The 24,809-nt window shown below is 53.9% G+C and carries 19 protein-coding genes; 11 read left to right on the top strand and 8 right to left on the bottom strand.

What is annotated here, in order from left to right; genetic code table 11:
• Positions 1-201: 201 nt before the first annotated feature.
• Positions 202-1,407, bottom strand: a complete 1,206-nt coding sequence (locus CKQ53_RS13905; protein ID WP_094118739.1) for an MFS transporter — start codon at positions 1,405-1,407, stop codon at positions 202-204.
• Between the two features lie 103 nt (positions 1,408-1,510).
• Here CKQ53_RS13905 and CKQ53_RS13900 point away from each other — a divergent pair, with 103 nt between their 5' ends.
• Complete coding sequence (locus tag CKQ53_RS13900) at positions 1,511-2,434, top strand: LysR family transcriptional regulator (RefSeq protein ID WP_094118738.1); 924 nt, start codon at positions 1,511-1,513, stop codon at positions 2,432-2,434.
• Between the two features lie 158 nt (positions 2,435-2,592).
• Here CKQ53_RS13900 and CKQ53_RS13895 read toward each other — a convergent pair whose 3' ends face one another.
• Complete coding sequence (locus CKQ53_RS13895; RefSeq protein ID WP_094118737.1) at positions 2,593-2,976, bottom strand: nuclear transport factor 2 family protein; 384 nt, start codon at positions 2,974-2,976, stop codon at positions 2,593-2,595.
• 105 nt (positions 2,977-3,081) lie between these two features.
• Here CKQ53_RS13895 and CKQ53_RS13890 point away from each other — a divergent pair, with 105 nt between their 5' ends.
• The gene (locus tag CKQ53_RS13890; protein WP_094118736.1) at positions 3,082-3,816 is read left to right on the top strand and encodes a helix-turn-helix transcriptional regulator; all 735 of its coding nucleotides are present in this window, start codon (positions 3,082-3,084) and stop codon (positions 3,814-3,816) included.
• Between the two features lie 90 nt (positions 3,817-3,906).
• Here CKQ53_RS13890 and CKQ53_RS13885 read toward each other — a convergent pair whose 3' ends face one another.
• Complete coding sequence (locus CKQ53_RS13885; RefSeq protein ID WP_118895105.1) at positions 3,907-5,532, bottom strand: methyl-accepting chemotaxis protein; 1,626 nt, start codon at positions 5,530-5,532, stop codon at positions 3,907-3,909.
• 294 nt (positions 5,533-5,826) lie between these two features.
• On the opposite strand from CKQ53_RS13885, the gene CKQ53_RS13880 reads away from it, so the two are divergent.
• The 6 genes from CKQ53_RS13880 (at position 5,827) to CKQ53_RS13855 (ending at position 11,551) form a co-directional block, all read left to right on the top strand.
• A complete protein-coding gene (locus CKQ53_RS13880; RefSeq protein WP_085653633.1) occupies positions 5,827-6,093 on the top strand; it encodes a YjbD family protein in 267 nt (88 codons plus the stop codon).
• Positions 6,094-6,370: 277 nt separating this feature from the next.
• On the top strand, positions 6,371-7,069 hold the full coding sequence (locus CKQ53_RS13875; RefSeq protein WP_094118757.1) for an expansin EXLX1 family cellulose-binding protein: 699 nt from the start codon (positions 6,371-6,373) through the stop codon (positions 7,067-7,069).
• 253 nt (positions 7,070-7,322) lie between these two features.
• Positions 7,323-8,246: a glutaminase B gene (gene glsB / locus CKQ53_RS13870; RefSeq protein WP_094118735.1), complete on the top strand. Its 924-nt coding sequence runs from the start codon at positions 7,323-7,325 to the stop codon at positions 8,244-8,246.
• A 79-nt stretch (positions 8,247-8,325) separates the two neighbouring features.
• On the top strand, positions 8,326-9,246 hold the full coding sequence (gene lhpI / locus CKQ53_RS13865; protein WP_094118734.1) for a bifunctional Delta(1)-pyrroline-2-carboxylate/Delta(1)-piperideine-2-carboxylate reductase: 921 nt from the start codon (positions 8,326-8,328) through the stop codon (positions 9,244-9,246).
• A 217-nt stretch (positions 9,247-9,463) separates the two neighbouring features.
• Entirely contained in the window at positions 9,464-10,288 is an 825-nt protein-coding gene (locus CKQ53_RS13860) for a mannosyl-3-phosphoglycerate phosphatase-related protein (protein ID WP_094118733.1), read from the top strand.
• 33 nt (positions 10,289-10,321) lie between these two features.
• The gene (locus tag CKQ53_RS13855; protein WP_085653637.1) at positions 10,322-11,551 is read left to right on the top strand and encodes a glycosyltransferase family protein; all 1,230 of its coding nucleotides are present in this window, start codon (positions 10,322-10,324) and stop codon (positions 11,549-11,551) included.
• A gap of 11 nt (positions 11,552-11,562) precedes the next feature.
• On the opposite strand, the gene CKQ53_RS13850 is transcribed toward CKQ53_RS13855, so the two are convergent.
• Together CKQ53_RS13850 and CKQ53_RS13845 are read right to left on the bottom strand one after the other, a co-directional pair.
• Complete coding sequence (locus CKQ53_RS13850) at positions 11,563-12,294, bottom strand: DJ-1/PfpI family protein (protein ID WP_176223487.1); 732 nt, start codon at positions 12,292-12,294, stop codon at positions 11,563-11,565.
• An 86-nt stretch (positions 12,295-12,380) separates the two neighbouring features.
• Positions 12,381-13,148 carry a class I SAM-dependent methyltransferase gene (locus CKQ53_RS13845; RefSeq protein ID WP_094118732.1) on the bottom strand — a complete coding sequence of 256 codons (768 nt, stop codon included), beginning with the start codon at positions 13,146-13,148 and terminating at the stop codon, positions 12,381-12,383.
• 302 nt (positions 13,149-13,450) lie between these two features.
• Between CKQ53_RS13845 and ydfG the strand changes: the two genes are divergently transcribed.
• Positions 13,451-14,200, top strand: a complete 750-nt coding sequence (gene ydfG / locus CKQ53_RS13840; RefSeq protein ID WP_085653639.1) for a bifunctional NADP-dependent 3-hydroxy acid dehydrogenase/3-hydroxypropionate dehydrogenase YdfG — start codon at positions 13,451-13,453, stop codon at positions 14,198-14,200.
• 109 nt (positions 14,201-14,309) lie between these two features.
• Here the strand turns inward: ydfG and CKQ53_RS13835 are convergent, their stop codons facing one another.
• Complete coding sequence (locus tag CKQ53_RS13835; protein WP_208640013.1) at positions 14,310-14,858, bottom strand: cupin domain-containing protein; 549 nt, start codon at positions 14,856-14,858, stop codon at positions 14,310-14,312.
• On the bottom strand, positions 14,852-15,169 hold the full coding sequence (locus CKQ53_RS13830) for a MoaF-related domain-containing protein (protein ID WP_085653640.1): 318 nt from the start codon (positions 15,167-15,169) through the stop codon (positions 14,852-14,854). The genes CKQ53_RS13835 and CKQ53_RS13830 overlap by 7 nt, the downstream gene beginning before the upstream one ends.
• A 200-nt stretch (positions 15,170-15,369) precedes the next feature.
• Here CKQ53_RS13830 and CKQ53_RS13825 point away from each other — a divergent pair, with 200 nt between their 5' ends.
• Together CKQ53_RS13825 and CKQ53_RS13820 are read left to right on the top strand one after the other, a co-directional pair.
• On the top strand, positions 15,370-15,717 hold the full coding sequence (locus CKQ53_RS13825; protein WP_085653641.1) for a DUF1283 family protein: 348 nt from the start codon (positions 15,370-15,372) through the stop codon (positions 15,715-15,717).
• Positions 15,718-15,805: 88 nt separating this feature from the next.
• Positions 15,806-16,090: a DUF1161 domain-containing protein gene (locus tag CKQ53_RS13820; protein WP_094118730.1), complete on the top strand. Its 285-nt coding sequence runs from the start codon at positions 15,806-15,808 to the stop codon at positions 16,088-16,090.
• 66 nt (positions 16,091-16,156) lie between these two features.
• Here CKQ53_RS13820 and CKQ53_RS13815 read toward each other — a convergent pair whose 3' ends face one another.
• The gene (locus CKQ53_RS13815) at positions 16,157-24,775 is read right to left on the bottom strand and encodes a glycoside hydrolase family 94 protein (RefSeq protein ID WP_420844234.1); all 8,619 of its coding nucleotides are present in this window, start codon (positions 24,773-24,775) and stop codon (positions 16,157-16,159) included.
• Positions 24,776-24,809 lie beyond the last annotated feature (34 nt).

Raw genomic sequence — 24,809 nt, 5'->3', positions numbered from 1 at the left:
TGAGCGGCCAGCTTAAAAGTAGGTGTTATTAAGTTCTTCAACCGTATCCATACCCTAACCTCATGATTAAAAATAACTTTATGCATTGAAAATGCGACCATGCAGCAAGATTGTTATAACACTTTTTTACACATCGTACATTAAATGCACACCAAGGTGAGAATGTGCAGAATTTCGCGTTTATGGGGGTCAGTTTGGATATCAAAAATTATGATCTGCTGACAGATGAAAACGCTTAGCCAATTTCTTTTGCAGAATGATAACGATAATGGGAAATACGGATGCGGATATGGCGCATATCACCAGCAACCTTTTTACATTTTGTGGTGCCATGCCATGATCGGGTAATAAAAAAGCAGACAGGAAAAATGCGACCGTTGTCATCACATACATTATTGATGTCTGTAATGAAGAAAATCCCGCTCGTTGCCTATCATCAGGAAACTGAATCGTAATCGCTGAAGATGAAACCAGACGGCTGTAAGATGCACCGAGAAATAAAGTCATGAATAACGCCGCATGCTGATAACCCAAGATGGGTATTAGCAAACTCAATATAAAGACGGCGGTGGAACCAGTCGCCAGAACCAACGCAGAAAAACGGGAAGTTAACACGCCAGTGATTTTTGTAGACAGGTAACCTATCACTCCACCGCCGAAAAACAGCCAAGGCAATAGATCTTCCGAAGCGCCCAACTGCTGCGTCATTAGTGGTACCAAAATAGGAATGACCAGCATTGGACTAAACTGTACAAGCGCATTACCGGAGGCGAACAGTAAAGTATCGACATCGAGAGCCTGCGTCTCGCGCGTGCTGAGAGAGTCCGAGTTTTGTGGGATGGCGGAGACAATCAGAGGCAAGGCCAACAAGCAAAGTGTAGTGATTAGCCACAACGCAACATGCCAACCATAGTTGGTACACAAAAATAATAGGCTGGGCATTCCTACAATGCTGACCATCGAAAATGACGCAATCACCGTCGCCAACATTTTTCCGCGCAAATTAGCTGGCGCATTGTTTATCAATAAACTTGTCCCTACCCCCATTGTCGTTCCTCCCACCAACCCTGCGCAGAATCGAAGTGTAAGCAAAAGACTAAAACTGGAGATGAATGTAGTTAAAAGTGTCAGCAGGCCTAATAGCGCCATATTGGCGATTAAAAAACGTTTTTTATTGAAACCACCAATCCAGTAAAAGGCGATAACACCCGAAAGGACGGCACCCAATGTGTACATACCTGACACATAGCCCGAGAATGATACGGGCACTGAAAAATCCTCTGCCATAAAAGCAAATACAGGGTTAAACACCATATATTCCAGCGCATTAGTGAACTGGACAAAAGCCATGACAATGGCGATTCGCATAAGGGATTTATGATTAAATATCTGTATGATCAGTGGCATAGCTAACTACCTAAGGATGAAAGATATCCCAGCTTAACTGCTATCAATGATGTTCACTATATGGTAAAAGTGGCACTTATTGTTATCATATATGGGATAGTTAATGCGTTCGGCTCTTGATTTTAATACCCTGAAAGTGTTCATGGCTGTGGTTGAAAGAGAAAGTTTTGTCGGGGCATCTAAAGTCCTCGAAATGCCGAGATCCAATGTCAGTCGTTGTATTTCTCAGTTAGAAGAAAAACTGAATCTTCAGCTGATTGAACGCAGCACCCGCCATATGAAACTCACCCAGGCAGGACACCTACTTTATACCCGCGCAAAACCACTGCTAGAGGCGCTTGAGCAAACAGAGACAGAATTAACGTTGCGGCAAATGCAGCTCAAGGGTCCATTACGTCTCTGTATTCCCAATGAAATAGGTCCTGCATTGCTGGGATCTGTTATTGCTGATTTCGCCTGTCAGTACCCGGATCTAGAGATCAGTTGCATCACCAACTTGTCAGGTTTTGAATCCCTGCGAGATGATCTGGATTTAGCCATCATTGTGACCCGTGGTCAGATGGATGACAGTGATTACATAGCCCGTCATCTGGTGACTATCCCTTGCACCATTGTTGCGGCCCCCTCCGTCATTGAGCGTTATGGCACCCCTTCTCATATCCAGCAATTTAAAGAATTACCCTGCATTACAACGGTGAGTGCACTCAAAGGTGCGCCCTGGCAGTTCGTCAATATGAAAGGGGGATTCGAGACAATTAAGGTTAAAGAGCATTATCGGGTCAACAGTGGAGAAATGGCAGGACGAGCTGCGCTAGCGGGTGTAGGTTTTGCCATTCTATCGAAACAAGCCTGCCAGCCCTTCATCAGCGATGGCCGGTTAATAGAAGTGGAGTTTGAACAATCGGCAGCCCCATTGCAATTGTTCGCCGTTTATTCCAATCGTCGTTACTTGCCCGCTAAAACCAGAGCGCTCATTGATTTCATCCATCAGGAATTGAGTCAGAGACATTCAATGGATCAAGGTTAAAAATGGGCTTGGCATAGAATGGTTCTTGATATTCAAAACCCGCTTAAATATCAAAGCCAAGCCGAGATCTGCCCGTCGACAGTTTAAATTTCAACCGGATGAAACTGTCGAATAGTTCTTGCGTTTTAGTCCCATCGCCTAGTTTTATAATCTTTCAGTCAACTCCGACTGCCGAGATTTCGATCACTGTTCTCGCCATAAATCATTCGTGTCAGCTCCTGGCAACTGACAATCTTGTCTGACGACAAACGATAGTGGGCTAATACTTCAAATAGACTGTCCCTGCCCTCGCCTTTTTCTACCTTGACCTCATGATGCGTAAAAACAGTTTCGCCCTCGGCAACAATAGACAGCACTGAAAGAGTCATACGTCTGGTTTTCGTTTTGAGTAAGCCCATATGTTTGACAAACTCATCATAGCCAAGATGTTTACCATCAACCTGTTGCTGATAATCGGGAGAAAAATAAACGGCGATCCTCTCTTCATTGTGCTCGGGATTATTGATGATTTCTTGCAAAGCATTCATCACGATCTGACTCATGTCTTCATTGAATTCTCCTGACTGTGAACAAACCCAGTCTACATAACATCCCAGATCGCTTATTATCGTTATTTGGACATGATATACGGTTAATCAGCCATTCCGATGCAAGCAAAAACATTCGAATATAAGCAGCCGCATTCAACGCCTTGGCATGAGCATGAGTCAGGCCAACTTTATTGGCTCAGCGATGGCGTTATTGTGATTGAAACATCAAGAGCGCAGTGGACCGTCACCCCCGGTTCCGTCGGATGGTTTCCTGCAGGCCTGAAACATAAAGCCTGGGTTCCAGCCACGGCCAAAGGGAGAAGTCTTTACCTCGCTGCCGCGTCGTCCATCGAATTGCCCTCTCAGCCGGGTATTTACGGCGCAGATAGCTTTGTTTTGGGGCTTTTAGAACGCGTTTTCAGAGAAACTCATGCCACGTCCTCTGACGACTACCGGAATAATCTTCTGACGTTACTGGGCCACGAAATAGCCCGAAGCGACGAACTGCCTCTGCACTTAACGTTTCCCGTCGATCGCCGTGCTCGCAACGTCGCTAATGCGTTATTGAACAATCCCGGGGGCGCCTGGGATCAGACTCAGTTAGCTCAGCAGTGGGGACTCAGCGTACGCAGCTTAAGCCGGCTATTTCGTCAACAGACCGGCCTGAGCTTTAGCCAATGGCGGCAACAGGCGAAAATCATTGTGTCTTTGCGATGGGTTCTTGCGGGATTATCAATCAGCGACGTTGCGCTGATGAGCGGTTATAGCAATGTAAGTGCTTATATCGAGGCATTTCGTCAGCGTTTTGGCCAGACACCGGGTCAGCTTCAAGCCAGCAAAATCGGTCGTTAAAAGCTAACGTGCTTGCTCTGCAAGGGTAAAAAAAAGCCAGCGATGACTTCAATCGCTGGCTTGAAATAAAGACCCATACTCAGTGAAAAATCAGTTCAACGTAAATCGCGCGACGCCCTGATTCAAACGTTCAGCCTGCTGTTCCAGCGACATGGCCGACGCAGACGCGTCCAGCACCAACGCGGCGTTTTGCTGAGTAACGTGATCCATCTCGGAAACCGCCAGGGACACCTGGTTGATACCGCTGCTTTGCTCATCGGAGGCCAGTGCAATTTCACTCATGATGCTGGTGACATTGTTGATCTCAGAGACAACCTGCTTCATCGCATTGCCCGCGCTGTTAGCCAGATCCGCCCCTTCTTTCACACCAGTTTCAGAATCTTTGATCAGGCGAGTGATGTCCGTGGCAGCATTGGCGCTGCGCTGAGCCAAACTACGCACTTCGGCAGCCACAACGGCAAAACCTTTACCCTGCTCACCCGCACGCGCGGCTTCCACCGCGGCATTGAGCGCCAGAATGTTGGTTTGGAAAGCAATACTGTTAATCAGCGCGATAATCTCGGAAATCTTGTCTGAGCTGCGAGTGATTTTCACCATCGACTCAACAACTCGATCCACAATTTCACCCCCTTCCGTCGCTTTCTTAGAGGTATTGCTGACGACCGTCCGGGCATGATGGGCATTATCGGTATTCTGTTTCACCGTTGCCGTCAACTGTTCCATGCTTGCCGCCGTTTCCGCCAGAGCCGCGGCCTGCTGCTCGGTACGTGCAGACAAGTCGGTATTCCCCGCGGCAATCTTGCTGGAGCTGCTGTAAATAGACGCGGCGCTGTCACGAACAGAAAAAACAGTGTCATAAAGCGACTGCTGCATCTGCTGAATATTACTGCCCAAGACACCGATTTCATTTTGACCCGTGGGAATGCTGGGCTGTGTTAAATCACCGTGGGCAATAGCCTGAATACGGGAGACCCAATAACGAGTTGGATTGATAATGACGCGATGAATAATGATAAAGGTCATAAAGACCAGCACGAGCGTTAATACAAACGATGCGCCCATCAAAATATAACTCAGCCGAGAATTGCTTTGAGCATTTTCGTTGATTGCCTTCTCTCTTTCAACACGATACAAATAAGAGGCTTTCAGCGGTACATCATATTTAACGTCTAAATCGTCAACAACATCAGACTCAAAATTATTGATTTCCTGAGCCGTTCCTGTTTTAGCCAGATTAAACATCGGGGTAATACCGGTGTTTATGTAATCGTTATATCGGCTTTCCAATTCACGATCGCGAGCGAGCTCGGATTCAGCACGATTGCTGCGTTTGATGTAGCCAGTGAACATTTGCTGCGACATCGCGAGACGCATTTCCGCCGCGCTCATGCTGGCGTTGTAACGATCCATCTGTCCGTTGTTTCTGCTGTTCGCGGCATGCATAAGGTTCATTCGCGCCGCACGCATATGGTTGGCACTGTCAACCAACTCCATACGCACGTTCAGTTCCCGATTGGAGTCATCGAGGGATAGCTTGCCTTGCCACAAGAAGTAAGATGCCGTGCCGATCGCCGCGGCGAACAACACTAAAACGACGGAGAAGACAAGAATAAAGAGCGGAGTCAACCGTAGGTTTTGACCACCACGCTGCGCAACGTTTTCCCTTCCGGTCGAATTTCCTTCGACTGGTACCAATGCATTAAGGTCATGACTCATATTATTTTCTCACAATTTTAAATATTTCGGCTCGGTTCAAGACGTGGAATATTTCCTGAATCAGTATCGGCATTTAGTGGAGGAAATTGATTTTTTTTCGATCAACGCGATGAAAAATCGCATTTTCTATCAGTCGTTGTTGTTCCCTCTCCTAGTCGCGCCAATCCGACATTTCTTTGTCATGGAAAAATGCTTGTCGGTTAAGATTTATGGCGAAATAGCACGCCGATATTTGTGAATACCTCGATTTTTTCCACTATAATGACGGTCCAATCCCCACGCGGAATGAGAGCTATGCCCAGATTAACGCAGAAAGACATGACGGAAAGCGAACAACGTCAACTCAAAACCCTCCTCGACCAGGAACGAAAGAAGCACGGCCGACCGCTAACCAACTCAGAAAATAATCACATCAAGGACGAGTTCATCGATAAGCTGATGCGAGAAAGGGAAACTGTTGCCAAACAAGCCCGCGCAGAGAAAAAGAAAAACAAATTCAAACCCGACACCTCCGCGACTTATCAATGGTCTGCCAATACGCATCTTCGCGGCAACCGATAAATAATTATTGAGTTATTTATCGGTAAATAATACCGAACTTAGTAAATAAAAATAATGTTCTTCCTTATCACAGGAGGAGCGTTATTTTCAGACGCCTCATACTAAGATAAATGCGATTGATTTAGGTATCTTCTCTGTTCTATAAACATAGCAGCCAAAATTAACACACAATAGAAAGGGATGATTCAAATGGAAGCGTGATCATTGAATTATTCGTCTTCTACGTTTCACCTTGTGTTTCTATTATTTTCTCAATGACTTCATATTGGACGTGAACATGAAAAATAAAACATCGTTATTACTTTCCTTATTCATATCTCTTTCGTCTGCGGCATTCAATAATGCGCAGGCATCCAGGGACATTAACGACGTCTGCCGGGGCTCGGCGACAGCGACTGGCTCCGGATATTCCGGTGGCGCATTGCTGCTGGATCCGATATCCAGCGACATGGAAATCACGGCATTAAACAGCAATCAGCTGAACTATAACGGCATCAACGCCGCGATGGCGGGTGCTTATCTGAAGGTCACCGGTCCTAAAGGCAGCACGACGGTGTATGTCACCGATATTTATCCTGAAGGCGGCGACTGTGCGCTGGATCTATCTTATAACGCCTTTAAAAAAATAGGCGACCTGCAAGACGGCATTATCAATATCGAGTGGCAACTGGTGGAAGCGCCGGTGTCAGGTAATGTCATCTATCGAATCAAAGAGGGTTCCAACCCTTATTGGGCTGCTGTCCAGGTACGCAATGCTAAATATCCTATCATCGCGATGCAGTATATGAAGGATAACAATTGGGTTACCGCGCCTAAAATGAGCTACAACCATTTTATTCTTGAGAATTTAGGAAACCAGGTCACGCAAATCAAGTTCACCGATATCAAAGGCCGTCAGTTGAAAGACGTGTTGCCGCAAATACCGGAAAGCACGTCTCAGGCCTATATGGTCGTTGGTAACGTGCAATTGCCGTGATAACCGCAGATGACCAATAAGCGCGGTTATCGCTTAATCGTACGCCAAACTTATCCCTGCAATGGCCCGGTAGACTCCCTACCCGGCCATCCTGAATCGCCTCCACTTAGCGCCTCTCCCTCGCCTGCTCTGTAACAGAACATCTGACATTCATGCCCGCGAGTTTTGCGTCAGACCTGAAGTCTGTGAAAAAATAGGCATCATCTTGTTCTCTCATCCATTTTGAAGCGCGTTATTACGTCGGAGATTCACATTGGCTGAACTCAGCAATGGTTTACTGGAAGCAATACTGGAAGACGTCCGTCCGTTAATTGGGCAAGGCCACGTTGCGGATTACATCCCCGCCCTGGCCGGCGTCGCGCCGGACCATCTGGGGATCGCGGTCTGCGGCGTTGACGGGGCGTATTATCAAGCAGGCGATGCCGACACGCGTTTTTCCATCCAGTCGATATCGAAGGTACTCTCTTTGTCTCTGGCATTAACACGCTATCAGGAAAGCGAGATCTGGCGGCGCGTCGGCAAAGATCCGTCAGGACAACCTTTCAACTCGCTGGTTCAGCTAGAACTGGAGCATGGTAAACCTCGCAACCCGTTTATCAATCCCGGCGCACTTGTCGTGTGCGACATGTTGGAAACCCGCCTTGCCGCCCCGCGATTGCGGATGCTGGAACTGGTGCGTTCGCTGACCAACCAGCCCGATATCGACTACGACCGCACGGTGGCGCAGTCTGAATTCGAGCATTCCGCCCGCAATGCGGCGATAGCCTGGCTGATGAAGTCATTCGGCAATTTTGATAACGACGTCCCCAAAGTGCTGCAAACCTATTTCCACTACTGCTCGCTGTCGATGAGCTGTGCGGAACTCGCTCGTGGCTTCCGGTTCCTCGCCAGTCATGGACGCACGCTCGGCAACGCCCCCGCCTTGCTCTCCTCGCGTCAGACGCGTCAGGTCAATGCGCTGCTCATGACCAGCGGGATGTACGACGGCGCCGGTGAGTTCGCCTGGCGAGTGGGAATGCCAGCCAAGTCCGGCGTCGGCGGCGGCATTGTCGCCATCGTGCCGGGAGAAATGAGTATTGCCGTATGGTCGCCGGAGCTGGATGCGTCCGGGAACTCGCTGGCAGGCATCGCCGCGCTGGAGCGACTGTCCGAACGCCTCGAGTGGTCCATCTTCTAGCATCACACCTACTCAGGCCAATGACGTCGTCTTCTGACGCCCTGGGCCACCATGTTTAACTTAAATTCAGGGAGTCTTAATGAAAAGCCAGTCATACGTCACCTACAGCCGCGAAGAAACCGCAAAATTGCTGAGTTTTTCCGCATTGGTTGATGCCATTGCTCATGCCGCAGAGGAGTACGCCACAAGGGGCATTCTTAGCCCTGAGCGTTTGGTGGTTCCCATGTCGGAAAGCGCGGTGATGTTAAGTATGCCCGCCGTCAGCCATGACGTGGCGATCCATAAACTGGTGAACGTCGTCCCGGAGAACAAAAGCCGCCAGATCCCCACCATTCACGGGTTAGTTACGGTATTCGACGCGCAAACCGGCGTCCCGCTTTTTGTGCTCGACGGGCCGGAAGTCACCGGACGTCGCACCGCCGCCGTCTCCATGCTGGGGATCCGTACCTTTATGCAGGAACCCCCTACGGAAATACTGCTGATCGGCACCGGCACGCAGGCGCTTTACCACCTTCAGGCCATCGCCGAGCTGTATCCCAACAGCAAAGTATGGGTCCGCGGCTCTCGTCCTGGACGCGCCGAAGCCTTCTGCGAACAGCACGCTTCTTTGCATCCCGCACTGACCCCTTGCGAACCAGACGCTGTTCCGGAGAGCGCGAACGTGGTCATCACCCTCACAACCAGCACCGCCGCGTTTTACCATGCGGATGCGCGCCCGGAGGTTTTAGTCATCGGCGTCGGCGCCTTCAAACCGAATATGGCGGAAATCGGCCCCCATACGCTCGCGGGAAGCGATATCTTTGTTGACGATCCCGAAGGGGCGAAACAAGAAGCGGGCGATTTGCTTCAGGCCGGCGTCGACTGGGCATCCGTTCATTCGCTGATTGGCGCATTACGTCAAGCACCGACGACCGGTCGCCCCATCGTGTACAAAACGGTCGGGACCGGCGCGTGGGATTTAGCCGCGGGTCGTGTCGCCCGCGCTGCGTTGGGGATCTAAATCCGCACTTCCCTCATCCTGGCTACCGACAGGAAAACTCGGCCGCGCTCATGAGTTGCACAAATGGAAATACGTGCATACGCTTAGTGAAGCATGAAATGCAGCGGCCGGGTTCATCATTCTGATTTTACGGTAATTTTCTACGATTACCGCTGCGTCCTCATACCTGCCTACGCTAACCTGTTAAGTCCCCCTAGCGATCGTCAACGGAGGTCAAATGTCAGAATGTGCAGCCGAATGGGTGATATTTACCGATCTGGATGGCTCGCTGCTGGACCATGACACCTACGACTGGCAACCGGCCAAACCGTGGCTGGCGCGGCTACAGGCCGCACAGGTGCCGGTGATTATCACCACCAGTAAAACGGCCGCCGAAGTGGCGCCTCTGCAGCGCGCCCTGGGTCTGATCAACGTCCCGTTCATCGCCGAAAACGGCGCGTTGGTCACGCTTCCCGCGACCTGGGAAAATCATCCTGATTATCCCCACAAAATCTTTGGCGCGGACTACCCTCAGCTTTGCCAACGCCTGAACCGTTTACGGGCGGAACAGGCATTTCATTTCAGGGGGTTTTCGGATATGACCGACGCCGAAGTGGCCGATATCACCGGGCTTGCTCTGGGTGACGCGACGCTCGCGCGACGTCGGGAAGGTTCAGAGCCGTTAATCTGGTTGGGCACTAACACTGAACTGGAACGCTTTGCCGCTTGTCTTAAAGAGTATCAGCTCGCATTAACGCAGGGCGGCCGTTTCTATCATGTGATGGATGAATCCGTCAGCAAAGGTCATGCGGTGGGATGGCTGGTAGATCAATATCAACAGCGGACCGGTTCTGCGATGGCCACACTAGGGCTCGGCGACGGGCCAAATGATCGTTCCCTGCTGGAAGCGACACAGCATGCCGTCATCATCAAGGGGGCCGTCAGCGACAAAGTGACGTTGTCACCACAATATCGTGGTGAAGTTTACCGTACGGAATTTACCGGGCCTCGAGGCTGGAGCGAAGGTCTTAGCCATTACCTCAGTCAAATCATAACTTATTAATTTAATGATGTATTATTAAGGGAGAGTGAAGGCATGAGCGATTTTTATCAGGATGGCATCATCACCAACTTTCATAACCTGACCCAGCGCAGCGTGGAAGAGTTGGAATACGACCTTCAGGTTTTTTCGGGCCAAAACAGCATGGGCCTGATTCTGCCCTCTCTGTTTTCCGAGCTGGAAGGCCCGGCTCTCGGCAACATTGTGGATATGTTGGCGCAGGTCCCCTATCTGGGTGAAATCGTCATTGGACTGGACAGGGCCGATCGCGATCAGTTTCAGTTTGCTCATTCGTTCTTCTCGCGTCTGCCTCAACGTCACCGAATTTTATGGAATGATGGCCCGCGTCTGACCAAACTGAGTCAGGAGCTGGCTGAAAAAGGTCTGGCGCCGATGGAGCCGGGCAAAGGCCGTAACGTGTGGTTTTGCGTAGGTTACATTCTGGCGTCTCGCCGTTCATCCTGCATCGCCCTGCATGATTGTGACATTGTCACGTATGATCGCAGTATGCTGGCACGTCTGCTCTATCCTATCGCCAACCCTCATTTCCACTACGACTTCTGTAAGGGCTACTACGCTCGTGTGGCGGAAGGAAAGCTCAATGGTCGCGTCGGCCGGCTGTTGGTCTTCCCTCTGCTCAAATCACTGCAAAACGTCTACGGCAACTCGGATTTTCTGGAGTACATGCGCAGCTTCCGTTATCCGCTGTCCGGCGAATTCGCCATGCGCAGCCACGTCTTGCGTAATCTGAGGATCCCGAGCGACTGGGGGCTGGAAATCGGCGTTCTGTCAGAGATCCATCGCGGAACGGCGACCAGCCGTATCTGTCAGGTGGATATCGCGGACAATTACGACCATAAGCATCAGCCCATGTCGGAAAACGATCCTAACGCCGGACTCCAGCGGATGGCGATGGACATCACCAAAGCGCTCTACCGTAAACTGGCGATTCAGGGTGTGAATATCACCACCGATTCCTTCCGCGTGCTACGCGCGACGTACTACCGTACCGCGCTGGACATGATCGACTCGTTCGAGCACGACGCGCGTATGAATGGTTTGCATTTTGACCGTCATACGGAAGAGTCCGCGGTTGAACTGTTTGCCGATGTCATCACGCAGTCGGGACAGGTGTTTAGCGAAAGCCCGGGAGACAAGCCGTTCGTCCCTAGCTGGAACCGCGTGCAGTCCGCGTTTCCGGATGTCTTGGAACGCCTTTACGAAGCGGTGGAAGCCGACCGACAGGAAATTGCATCTCAGGGGTGAAATAAGTCTGTTTAGGTCTGCGGCGGCAGGTCAGACAGTTTGGCCGCCGCTTGCTTCGTCGCATCCTGTCTTCGAACGATAAACGCCGCCTGATCTCGACGAACACCCGCCAATAGCTCAGGCGGCGCAGCCTCAGGAGAACCGCAGGCAAACGGCGGCATCGGATCGTATTCCAGTTGAAGCTGAATACGTTGAGCTACGGCAACCCCATAAAGCTCCGCCACGACCGTCAACGCGAAATCAATGCCCGACGTCACCCCCGCGCCACTAATACGATTGCGATCGCGGACAACGCGCTCTGGGACCGGAATTGCCCCCAACAGCGCCAGTTGATCTAGCGATCCCCAGTGTGTCGTCGCCCGATAGCCTTGCAGCAACCCCGCCGCCCCCAAAATTAATGCGCCGGTGCAGACCGACGTCACCCACGTCACTTCCTGCGCCTTCTGGCGTAAAAACGCCAGCGTTTCGCAATCGTCCATCAAATCAATCTGACCCGGTCCGCCGGGAACGCAGAGGATATCCAGTTCGGGGCATTCCGCAAAAGTGGTTGAGGGAAGCAGCTGTAGGCCGCGGTCCGCCGTCACCGGTGCGCGATCTTTCCAGATAAGGTGCACGCTGGCCCCCGGCGCGCGCGCGAACACTTCATGCGGCCCCGTCAGGTCAAGCTGGGTCAATCCGGGGAAAAGCAGGAGTCCTATAGACAGCGAAGCAGGCGTCGACACGATGAAGTCCTCCACCGGCATGAATAGCACCGGGCGTTAAGTGTGAGTTCGTCCCGCAGAAAAGCGCTTAAGCGGGACGGATAACCGACAGGACGGTAACAAGCAACTTAACACCTCACGATCAGCGTTGCCATATCGCTGGAGAAAGAGCCGTCGTCTTCAATGGCGAAATGGCGCTTCACTTCCGCCGAAGCGTCGCGTTGCAACTCGCGGATAGCGGTCACGAAATATTCCGGCGTCCGCATCCGCGTGATCCAGCTTGAAAACTCGAGATGCAGACGAGAACAGCTCACCGACACAACTTTGAACCCAGCTTCAGTGAAAAAAGTCAGCCATTCGCCCGGCGTGTAGTCGCGAACGTGCGAGGTATCCCGCAATATTTCCACCGTTTGCAAATACACATCCAGAACGGGATGTCCGGGTGAGACCACATCGATAAAAATCGCCTCGCCGCCCGGTTTCAGTACGCGCTTCACTTCACGCAACGCCTGACCGACGTCCTGCCAATGATGTGCGGAATAGCGGCTGATGACCACATCCATACTGGCGTCGTCGAACGGTAAGGATTCCGCCACGCCCTGTCGGGTCGAGATATTATCCAGTCCTTTATCTTTGGCGGCCGATGACACGGTCTCCAACATTCGCGGGGAGAGATCGTAGGCGACGACATGGGCTACATTGGGCGCGACGGTGAAACTGACGTGTCCGGCGCCACACCCCAGATCAAGCACATTTGCCGTGGATTTGCCCTGAAGTCTCTGCGCCAAGGCCTGCAGGTCTGCGCCCTGTGCATGCACAGCGCTGTTTAAGTAGGTCTGAGCCTGCTCCCCAAACTGCTTATCGACCGACTGCAAATGATTGTCGCTGTTTTTCATATATCTCCCGCTGTTACGGACCACAAAAGCATAACGTCTTGTGACTGTTACATATTTACGCGAACAGAAAATACCGTTGCTCAAGAAGACACAGGATTTAATAGTCCTTGATAGGATCGTAAAGGAGTGTAAAGCTATCGCTGACACGAAATACGCAGCCCCTGTTTTCGGAGCGTCTGACGTGATTAACACCGATAAATCCGAATTCGCCCGTCTTTGCCCTCAGTTTTTAGCCCTGAGTTGAAATATCGCCCCTATCGACCATGATTGGAATGACCATCGCGCAGTAAAGAGGAACTGACATGATTATTTTTGTTACTGGAGCCACCGCTGGATTTGGTGAAGCAATAACCCGTCGTTTCATCAAGGAAGGCCATCGGGTTATCGCCTGCGGCCGCCGTCAAGAACGTCTGGATGTGTTGAAAGAAGAGTTTGGCGATTCGCTGCATACGCTGCGTCTGGACGTACGCCACCAGAAGTCGATCGATCAGGCTATTACCTCCCTGCCCGCTGCGTGGCGCAAGATTGACGTGCTGGTGAACAACGCCGGGCTGGCGCTTGGGTTGGAACCTGCGCATCAAGCCTACGTCAACGACTGGGAAACCATGATCGATACCAATAACAAAGGCTTGGTCTTCGTAACCCGCGCCCTGTTGCCGGAAATGGTGAATAAGAACGCCGGTCACATTATCAATATCGGTTCCACCGCCGGGAATTGGCCCTATGCTGGCGGCAACGTCTACGGCGCGACGAAAGCATTCGTCCGTCAGTTCAGTCTGGGACTGCGCGCAGACCTGTACGGCAGCCGAGTGCGCGTGACCAATCTGGAGCCCGGGCTGGTGGGCGGCACGGAATTCTCCGGCATTCGCTTTAAAGGCAACGAAGACAAGGTGCAGCAGACCTACGACAAAACCAATCCGCTGCTGCCGGAAGATATCGCTGAGGCGGTCTTCTGGGTGGCGACGCTGCCGGAACACGTCAATATCAATACGATGGAAATGATGCCGGTGAGCCAGACCTACGCGGGGCTGAAGGTCTATCGCGACGAGTAACCGACGTTGTCGTGAACCTCGGGTTCGCATAAAAAGGGAAGGCGATCGTCACGATCCCTTCCCTTTTTCACATGACCGACGCGCGGCGCCCCCAAAGAACTCAAGAAAATCAGCCTGACGACAGGCTGACGCCTCCGGCCGGACATCGTTCATCTGAGGGGTTGTCAAGCGCCGACGTCACCTGAACCACCATGACCTTGGCCGGTTCTTTACCCACCGCTCCCGAAATATGCCCCACTCTTTTGCCAAACGTCCCGGCATTTTTGTCATAGCCAAAAGACATTTCCCCCGGCCCCATTTCTATCCGATTGCCATCCATCGTCTCGACAAACCAACGCCCTGATAGCGGAATAATCCACTGCGGCGACGGGTTTTTATGCCAAGGGCCCACCCAACCGACCGGCATGATGTTGAAGACGTAGCGCGACGTGGGCAGATCATGCTGAGACACCCATTCGGGATCGCCCTTCGCGCTGAATTGCTCTAGTTTGAGCGTATCCAACTCGCACTTCGCCTGATGGGAAATCCCCGCCTTATCAACCCATACACTCCAATAACGAATCGTACTGTTTTTATCCGCGCTCTGCGCCTGACACAAGCCGGAACCAAGTAACAGGGGCAACAGAACCCCACGACGATACGACCAACGTTTTAACATATTTCCCCCTTCATGACGTAGAAGCTGCCATCCATCATCGTGTAAAACGCGCGCGAGGTTTTTTTCACAAAATTATCGCAATGAACGACCGTCGACTTGTCTTCCTCCTGCCAGGCGATCAGAAAATAATCGTCCGGCAATGACTCCCATTGGAACGGGATCGTCATGATTGTTCCCGCCATATCTCCCGTCATGAATTCGGCGGTCACCTTATCGCCCTCTGTTGAATAGGTGTTTTTAATGACGAGCTGCGGATTGAACGTGATCACGAAAGACGAACCTGCGTAGGGAAATATTTCTTTAGTACTCATCAACCCTCCTGAAACCAAGAAATGGCAGCGCAAGTCGCTGTCGACAATATCAGTATAGTTTGCATGGGTATTAACGCAGTCTAACCATGTGCGATTGACGTGAATGGCGGGTCGGTTATAGTTTCGTTGTCATTTACAACGTTAATGTTTTGGCATCACGGCGAGAATCGCGTTGGCACATACCGAATTCAGGGTGAAAAATGAATACGACGTCATATCAATCAGCACTGCGTTTTGTTATTCCACTGTCACTGTTGCTGGCCGCGGCGAGTTGGCAGACGGCTCAGGCGCAGACGGATCACATCATTGTGGATAACGGCAACAGCGCATTATCCAAGGAAGCGGCTCGCCAGAGCCAGGAACAGTGGAATGAAACCCAGCGACTCCGCAAGAAAGTAAATCAGCGGGTTGAAAAAGAGTTCGATAAAACGGCAAACGCGATTGACGGCAGAGAGCGATGCACGACCAGCGCCAACGTCAACGCCTATTGGGAGCCGAATACGTCCCGCTGCCTTGACCGTCGTACCGGGCGCACTGTCATGCCGTAACTTTTCGTCTACGCTTGTAGAGAGTCCCGACCCTTGTCCCGGCATCCAGCCGGGCAGTCGTTAGGTTTCTTTGAACAAAGGTGATGAAATGAAAAAAACGATAATGTTAACTGCCGCGCTTTTCGTGATTGCCCCCCTGGCCGCACAGGCATCTTGTGAAAGCGTTCGTGATGCTATCTCACACAAAATCGTCCAAAACGGCGTACCGGAATCCGGCTTCAAGCTGGATATCGTTCCTAACGATCAGGTAGGTCAGGCGGGTGGACAAGTGGTGGGTCATTGCGAAAACGATTCGCAAAAGATCGTCTATACCCGCTTTGCCGAAGGTGAAGCCCCTGCGGAAAGCGCGCCTGCGGCGCACGCCCCGCAATAACACAGGTTGTGCTTCCACCGCGTCCCGCGAGTTTGACTCTCGCGGGACGCGCTTTTAACGCCACGCTTATTGTCCGACTGACGCCTCCCCGCCAACCCAAACCTCGACCTGATGTAATCCACCGTCATCCCGTAACGGAATCAGACCACCCGGGATACCCTGTCCATCCACCGTCACACGCTCTTCGCGCTCACCGCGTTTTACGGTAATCACGTATTGGCTACGGCCTTCCTGATAGCGAATCTCCAACTGCGGCCAGTCGGCCGGGAGATGCGGCGCCACGGACAAACTGTCGCCATGACGGGTGATCCCCAGCAGTGATTCGGTGATCAGTCGATATGACCAGCCCGCAGAACCGGTATACCAGCTCCAGCCACCGCGTCCGTTATGGGGGCTGACCGCATAGATGTCTGCGCAAATGACATAAGGCTCCACCTTGTAGCGCTGCATCGATGCGGGTTCCAGACTGTGATTAATCGGGTTAATCATCGACATGAGTTCCCAGGCCCGTTCGGTATTGCCCATTTCTGCAAAGGCCATCACCGCCCAAATCGCACCGTGCGTATACTGTCCTCCGTTTTCGCGCACGCCCGGTAGATAGCCGCGAATGTAGCCGGGGTTAGGTCCATGACCATCGAACGGAGGCATCAGCAGTTTGATGATACCGTTCGTATCATCGATTAGCTGTTCGTCCAGCGCCTTCATGGCTTTCTGTCGATACGCCTCATCGCCCGCGCCGGACAAGACCGACCAGCTTTGCGCAATCGCATCGATTTTGCACTCTTCGGCGGTATGGGAACCCAGCATTTCGCCGGTATCAAAATAGCCGCGACGATACCAATCGCCATCCCAGGCGTGGGTATTCAGATTCTCTTTCAGCGTCGCGGCGTTATCCCGATAGATATCGGCTTTATCCGCCAGGCCGCGGGTATCGGCCAGCGTTGCGTAGCGCTGCAATACGGTATATAGGAAGAAGCCAAGCCAGACGCTTTCACCCCGGCCTTGCAGGCCCACCAGATTCATACCGTCGTTCCAGTCGCCGCAGCCTATTAGCGGCAGACCATGCTGTCCCATGCGCAGACCGTTCGCGACCGCCCGTTCGCCGTGCTGCCACAGCGTTTCGACCGTAGCGCTGATCCCCGGCTGTTCATAGCTCGACTCTTCGCCGGGGTTAAGCAAGCGACCTTCAAGGTACGGCACCGGCTGATCCAGGACACCAACATCGCCGGTCACTTCCACATAATGACAAATCGCCAGCGGCAGCCAGAGGTAATCATCCGAGCAGCGCGTGCGCACGCCGTTACCCTGCGGCGGATGCCACCAGTGCTGAACATCCCCTTCAATAAACTGACGAGAGGCGCACAGGAGGATCTGCTCGCGCATCCGTTCCGGCGCGATATGGGTCAGCGCCAGCGAATCCTGTAGCTGGTCGCGGAAACCGAATGCCCCGCCGGACTGGTAATACCCGCTGCGGGCGTTGATACGGCAGGCGAGCGTCTGATAAAGCAGCCAGCCATTCGCCAGCAGGTTGGTGGCCGGGTCCGGCGTGGCAATCTGCATTTTCCCCACGATACCGCGCCAGTATTGCTGCACCCGTTCCAGCTCGCTCCGTGCACTGGTTTCGCCAAGGTATTGCCGCATCAGCGCTTCCGCCTGCCCTGTATCCTGTCCGACGCCCAATGCAAAAATCAGCGTACGCTGGTCGCCGTCGATCAACGCGAGGGCCGATTGCACCGCGCCGCACGGATCAAGACCCGCGCCGCTTCTGTCGGAGAGACGGCGTAGTTTGAGCGCCGCAGGCGCCGCGCGTGAACCGTTGCGTCCTAAAAACTCGCGTCGGTCGCCGCAGATAGAGCAATGCGCGCCGGTCACGGCGAAGAAGGCGGTTCGCTCTGAACCATTGCCGCTGTAGTAGTTCTTGGCGAGAATTGAGCACCCACGCTCAACCGGCGTTCCCTGCGTCACGATGTGCATCGCCGATTTAGACCGCAAATCGCCCAGCACCCACTCGGCATACCCGGTGGCGGACAGCTTACGGGTTCGCCCGGATTTATTGGTCAGCGTCAGAATAAACAGTTTGACCGGCGCTTCTTCTGCGACAAACACGGTCAATTCGCTGTCGATGCCCGATTCCCGATGCTCAAACACGCTGTAGCCAAACCCATGCCGTGTCCGATACGCGCCACGTCCCCTGACCGGCAGCGCCATCGGCGACCACACCTGTCCGCTCTCTTCATCGCGCAGATAGAAGGCTTCGCCGGACGCGTCGCTGACAGGATCGTTCTCCCACGGAGTCAGACGATATTCGTGGGCGTTTTCGTACCAGGTGTAGGCCTGACCGCTTTCTGAAATCACCGTGCCGAATTCCCGGTTGGCGATCACGTTGGACCACGGCGCAGGCGTATTTTCGCCCTCACTCAGCACGATGTGATACTCGCGTCCATCTGGAGAAAAGCCGCCGAGGCCGTTAAAGAACTGCAACTGGCTGACTTCCGGGGCGAACGGCGTATGACGATCCGGCAGTGCGGGGCTAAGCGGAACCAGCGGTTTTTGCAGGGACAGCGTATTTTGCATCCGCTGATTAAGCTGCTCAATCACGCTGTCGCCACGGTCGTCCAGCACGATGGCGGCCGCGCTCATCAGCAGCGTGCGATCTTCAGTGGACATGTGGATATCGCCGCGCACGAAGATGCCGCCGGGTTTATCCAGCTGGCTGGATGCATCGCCCGCCGAAATCAGGCCCAAGATCTGGTTTTGCAGATCCTGCTGATAGCCGCCGAGGTCGGCGTTGATGATAACCAGATCGACCGACAGCCCTTTCAGACGCCAGTAGCTGTGTGCCCGAACCAACGTGGCGACCATCCCGATATTGACGTTGCTACTGACGGACAGTAGGACGATGGGTAAATCGCCGGAAATGGCATTCCCCCACAGGCCCGACTGCCCGCGACGGTTCGCCATAATGGTATGCGCATCGGCCCGCAGCTCCTGCGTCGGGAACAGCACGCCGCCCGCCAGACGGTTGAACAGGCTGGCATCGTCCTCGTTGGCATTAAGCTGACGCAGAACAATTTGACTGTGGGAACGCGCCAGCTCAAAGACACGGTCCGCGATATTGCGGTCACGGTATTTTTCGAGCAGCGCGATGGTCGGGTCACGTGCTTCGGTGATGCCATAGACCAGATCGACCACGACGGGAATGCCCGGCTCCAGCTGGATGCGCTGGCGGATCGCCATCACAGGGTCCAGCACCCCGCCCGCGCTATTGGCGAGCGAGCCGCCCCGTTCCAACGCCAACGGCGTCGCACCGTTACGACCCCGGCCGATAAAGGCGGCGCGGTCGGTTTCGAAAGACGTTTCCCCGCTGTTATGACCGTGTACGACCATCGTATGGAATAACCACGGACAGGCTTCTTCCGGCTCGCGCGGACGGCGATGACAAAGAATCGCATCCTGTTCCGGCAACAGTTCCGTCTGTACGAACAGATTACTGAACGCCGGGTGCGCGAGATCGTTCGCCGCCGGCGCCAGAACGACTTCGGCGTAAGAGGTGATTTCAATGCTGCGGGGCTGACGACCGCGATGAACCAGCGTCATACGACGCAGTTCAATATCATCTTCCGGCGACACCACCACATGGGTATGTACGGTCAGCGAGCCATTGAGGCGGACGAACTCGGCGCCTGCGTCCGTAAACACAATCCGATGTTGTCCTTCCTGCCCGGCCACAGGCTGCCAGGTGTTGCTCCACACTTCGCCAGTCGCCGTATCCTTCAGATAGCAGAACGAACCCCGGTTATCGCAGGTACTGTCCTGACGCCAACGAGTCAGCGCCAAATCGCGCCAGCGGCTGTAACCGCCGCCGCCCTGCGTCAGCATCAAATGGTAATCGGCGTTCGACAGCAGTTGGACTTCCGGTATCGGACTGTCGACATCTTTGAACTCCCGAATGTCGTATTTCGCCGGTTTCAACACTCCTTCATGGGACTCGAAGTGGCGGCGCGGGCGGTACAGCTCTACCACCTCAGACATCCGCTCCTGCAACAGCAGACGCGCAGACTGGAACATCGGGGTACTGGCGAAACGCTCCACCATCGGCGCATCCAGCAGCACGTGAGACAGCGCCAGCAGCCCCATCCCCTGATGGTGCGCCATATAAGAGCGAATGATGGCGTAAAACTGGCCTTGCGCCAGACGTGACGTGGTGTAGTCCAGCGCCTCATAAAAACCGTATTCACCGCGTGCGCCGTTATTCTCCAGCGTCACCAGGTTCTCGCAGGCTTTGGCAGGGTTAATCATCAAGGCCAGTAACGTGGCATAGGGCGCGACGACCGTATCGTCGCCCAGACCACGCCGCAGCCCCAGACCGGGTACGCCGAACGCGTGATATTGGTAATTGCGGTTGACGTCGAAGGCGTAATAACTCGACTCGGAAATACCCCACGGCACGCCGCGAATTTTTCCCCACGCGATCTGGCGATTCACGGCAGACTGACTCATCAGCTCCAGCAACGTGCCGGGATAATCCGGCATAACCAGCTGCGGCATCAGGTATTCGAACATCGAACCGCTCCACGACATCAGTGCCGGTTCGTTATCAATCACCGTAAACAGTCGACCCAACGCATACCAGCTTTTGGTCGGCAGTTGGTTGGCGGAGACAGCGACGAAGTTGGTCAGTCGCACCTCTGACGGCAGCAGATCATAACTGCTGCTGTCCATGACGTTGGCGTCGCAGTTGTAGCCCACGCTGAGCAGATGCGTTACCGGGTTGTAGAGGAAGCGGAAATCCATGTTGGCATGGTCGCTCAGACGCTGTTCCAGCTCGGCCAGAATCGACAGTCGCTGACGTGCCAATTCGATGGCGGGAGACATGGAGATAGCGTGTGCCGTCGTCACCGACGATGAGTATTGCGCCAGCCAGACCAGCGACGGCAGCGTCGAGACACCGCGATCCTCTTCCGTCATCCAACCCAATAGCTGTGACCACTCCTGACTTATCCCGCTAATCTGCGCATCCAGGCTCTCGGCCCAGCGTCGAATCACATGGCTTTCTGCCGCGGCCAGGTCTGCCAAGGTATGACTTATCCCCTGCATCGCCTGTAGCTCGGCATCGAAACGGAATGGCGGCGCGTCGTGCGCGGATGCCCATTTTTTACGGAGCTGATTCAAAGCGCCCGGCGCGCGCGTCCAAACGCGTTCCAGCAGCGACAGCGTGTCGTCCAGCCCGGCCAGAATCTGAGTCATGTCCATGACCGGCTGCGTACGCATGGCAACCAATCCTGAACGAAGCGTCAGCAGATGCCCCGCCAGATTGCCGCTGTCGACGCTGGAGATATAGCGTGGCGCCAACGGCGTCAGGGTGTCAGTGCTGTACCAGTTGAAGAGGTGGCCCCGGAAGTGCGTCATCTTGTCGAGCGTATCCAGCGTCAGCGATGTCCGGTTGAGCACGCTGGCCTGACTGATATAGCCGAAGTCCCATGCCGTTAGGTTCGCCAACAGCGACAGGCCGATATTGGTCGGCGAAGTACGACGCGCCACAATCGGTCCCGGCTCCTCCTGAAAGTTATCCGGCGGCAGCCAGTTTTCTTCAGCCGTGACGAAGGTTTCAAAGAACAGCCAAATTTCACGGCTATGCTCACGCAGCCGCCGACGCTGATCTTCCGTTAGCCCCTGTTTCTTTCGCTGCGGCTCCCGACTTAGCCAGCACAGCAGACGCGGCGCTGACAGCCACAACACGCCCAACGGGACGGAAACCACTTGCAGCAGCGGATTGAAGTAGGCCGTCAGCAGCATCAGTAGCACCGCCGCGACCGGATTAGCCCACATCACCAGATAGTATTGTTGCGGCGCGTTGACGCGGCGCAGAAGATGCTGGCCAAGACCGGCATCCAGACTCACCCAATCTTGCAGGTGGCGCTTGCTGATCACCAGACGCCACAACGTGACGCCGATTGCCCGCAGCGTATTGACGCTTTCATACGGCAATAGCGATAGGTTCATTCCCACGCGCAGTAAACGCTGTAACGCGGCGTTGAGCACAGTGCGCAAATGCTGCGAAAACGTGCGCCGCCGGTTTTTTCTGATGATCTGATAAATCAACGTCAGCGCGGTCGGCAACAGTAGAACCATCGCGACGGCGGTCAGCCAGTTCACCGGATTGGGCGCCCACGTCAGCGCACAAAACAGGACGACCAGCAGGCTCGGTGAATACAGACTCCGTCGGAGATTATCCAGCAGTTTCCAGCGGGACAAGCCGCTCAGCAGGTTAGCGACACGCCGACGGTCTTCCCGCCGCACATAAATGCCCAGCCAGTTTAACAACTGCCAGTCACCGCGCACCCAGCGAGTACGCCGCGCCATATCGGCCAGATAACAGGTGGGGTACTGTTCGTACAGCAGCACATCGCTCAGCAGTCCGGATCGGGCATAGCATCCTTCCAGCAGATCGTGACTCAGTACCAGATTTTCCGGACAAGTCCCCTCGTTAGCGCGGGTAAATGTGTCAACGTCATAAATCCCCTTACCGACGAAGGAACCTTCGCTAAACAGATCCTGATAAATATCAGACGCCATATAGGAATAGGGATCGTTGCCCGGAATGGCGCTGGACAACGCCGCGTACCGACTCTGTCCGTAACGGGGGATCTCCTCTGCCAGACGCGGCTGCAGGATGCCGTATCCATCCACTACGCGCCCTTTATCCACATCGAAAACAGGCTGGTTAAGCGGATGGGCCATCGCGCCCACCATCTTGTGTGCGGCATCGCGCGGCAGCACGGTGTCGCTATCCAGCGTGATGACATATTTGATGTCGTCCAGCGTTTGGCTCTGATTGCCGACGATGGTATCGAATTCGTTGCTCTGCTGGCGCAGCCAGCGGTTCACGGCCTGAAGCTTGCCGCGCTTGCGCTCGTAGCCCATCCAAACGCCCTGCTTTTCATTCCACTGCGGATTGCGATGCAGCAGGAAGAACAACGCGTCCACCGGATTGGAATAGCGCTGATTCAATCGCTTGATATGCTGGGTCGCGTAGGACAGCAATTCATCATGCCACGGCTGAGTTTGGGTGGCTGAATCGGGAAAATCGGTCAGGAGCGCGAAATAGAGATGGGGAGAAACGTTGCTGAGATAACACACTTCCAGGCTATTGATCAGCTTATCGACGCTTGCCCGACTACTCAGCAGACACGGCACCACGACCAGCGTCCGTGAATCCGACGGGATGCCCGTGGAAAAGTCGAGTCTCGGCAACGGACTTGGCGTACGCGTTTGCATGGTGGCGTCACCCAGCAGATCCAGCACCAGTTGGCTGAAAACAATGATGGCGGGGATCGCCATCAGCCACAGCGTCCATCCCATGCCGGCTTCGTGGGTGCGTAATAACAGGTCGGCGCTCAGCGCCGTGGTCAACAGGCTCAGGCTGCCCAGCCACGAAAGAAGCGGCTCCTGATTGAACCAATGGCGCAACCGCGTGAGCGGCGGATAATGCACCTGAAGTTGCTGTTCCAGCGCGGCGCGGCCTTTATCGACAAGATAGTAACCGACGTGGCGTTTCCGTCCGCCTTCTGGCGCCGCTTTCGCCATCGCCAGGACAGCGTCCGCCACCTCGATTTCGCTGTACGGACACTGACGGGACAGAATTTCGATGGTATGACGATAGTGATCTCGGGTATCAAAATGCATCGCGGCGTAAATGCCCGCGGGGTCCTGCAACAGTCTTTGTTCAACCAGACTCATCGCCTCCGCAAAGTCAGGCCAATTCGTTTCGCTCAGCTGCCGCAGGCTGGCGATACTGTTGCTCACCGATAGCTGATTAATCGCCTGCTGCTGATTGAAGCGATGGATCATGGCGTCTGTCGTTAATCCTTCCTCTGCCAGCCGTTGCTCAACCCAGGTCAGCGGCAGCGCCAGCATGTTGCCGTGGCCGCGCAGACGGCGCACCATTTCAGCCACAAACGAGTTCGAACGCGGCGGGTTGGATCGCGCCATATCCGCAATCACGATAATCAGATTGGAAGGATCGATTTCGGCGCCTTCCAGAAACTTGTCGACCCAGGCATCGGCGAGATTACGTTCTTGCTGGGCGGTCGCTACTTTTACGCTCACGCGTCTTAGGTTATCGATAATAGCCAGCCGCAGCATCGCGGGCAGCGCCCACAATTCACTGAGCGTCAGCGGCGTAATTTCCTGATAAGCGGCGATGTAACGCATCAGCGTTTTAGCATCGAAACCGCCATCGCCGTGGGCGATCGCTTCGGTCGCGATGTCATAGATGCGCGGGCCATTAAACGGTTCGCCCAGCTGCGGCAGCCCCTTGCCGAAGTTTTTCGGCAGATGCTGAAAAACCGCGCGGATGTGTTCTTCGATCAGGTAAAAATTATCAAGCAGCCATTCGCCTGCCGGAGTAATCGCCGATTTGTCGCTGGCGTTGAGCACGTCACAACTGTGGGTCAATACCGCCTCATGATCCGCCAGATTTTTTAGCAAATAATACGGCGCATTTTCCTGTGTCAGCTTGTGGGACCGCGCGAGCTTTCGACCATAGCGCTCCATTTGGTCGGCCGAGAACAATTCGGCTTTGATCGTGGTATAAGGGTGTTCGCCAGGCTTAGGCGTCGCCCCTTTTGCGGGAAAAGCGGGAAGTTGTTCGGACTTAAACCAAGCAAGGAAATTTTTATTCACACAGACACTCCTGAGCACGGACGCCAAAGGGCAG

The organism is Lonsdalea britannica (assembly GCF_003515985.1).
GTDB classification, from domain to species: Bacteria; Pseudomonadota; Gammaproteobacteria; order Enterobacterales; family Enterobacteriaceae; genus Lonsdalea; species Lonsdalea britannica.
The sequence above is the reverse complement of the archived record's forward strand: the minus strand, read 5'-3'. Positions and strand labels throughout refer to the sequence as shown.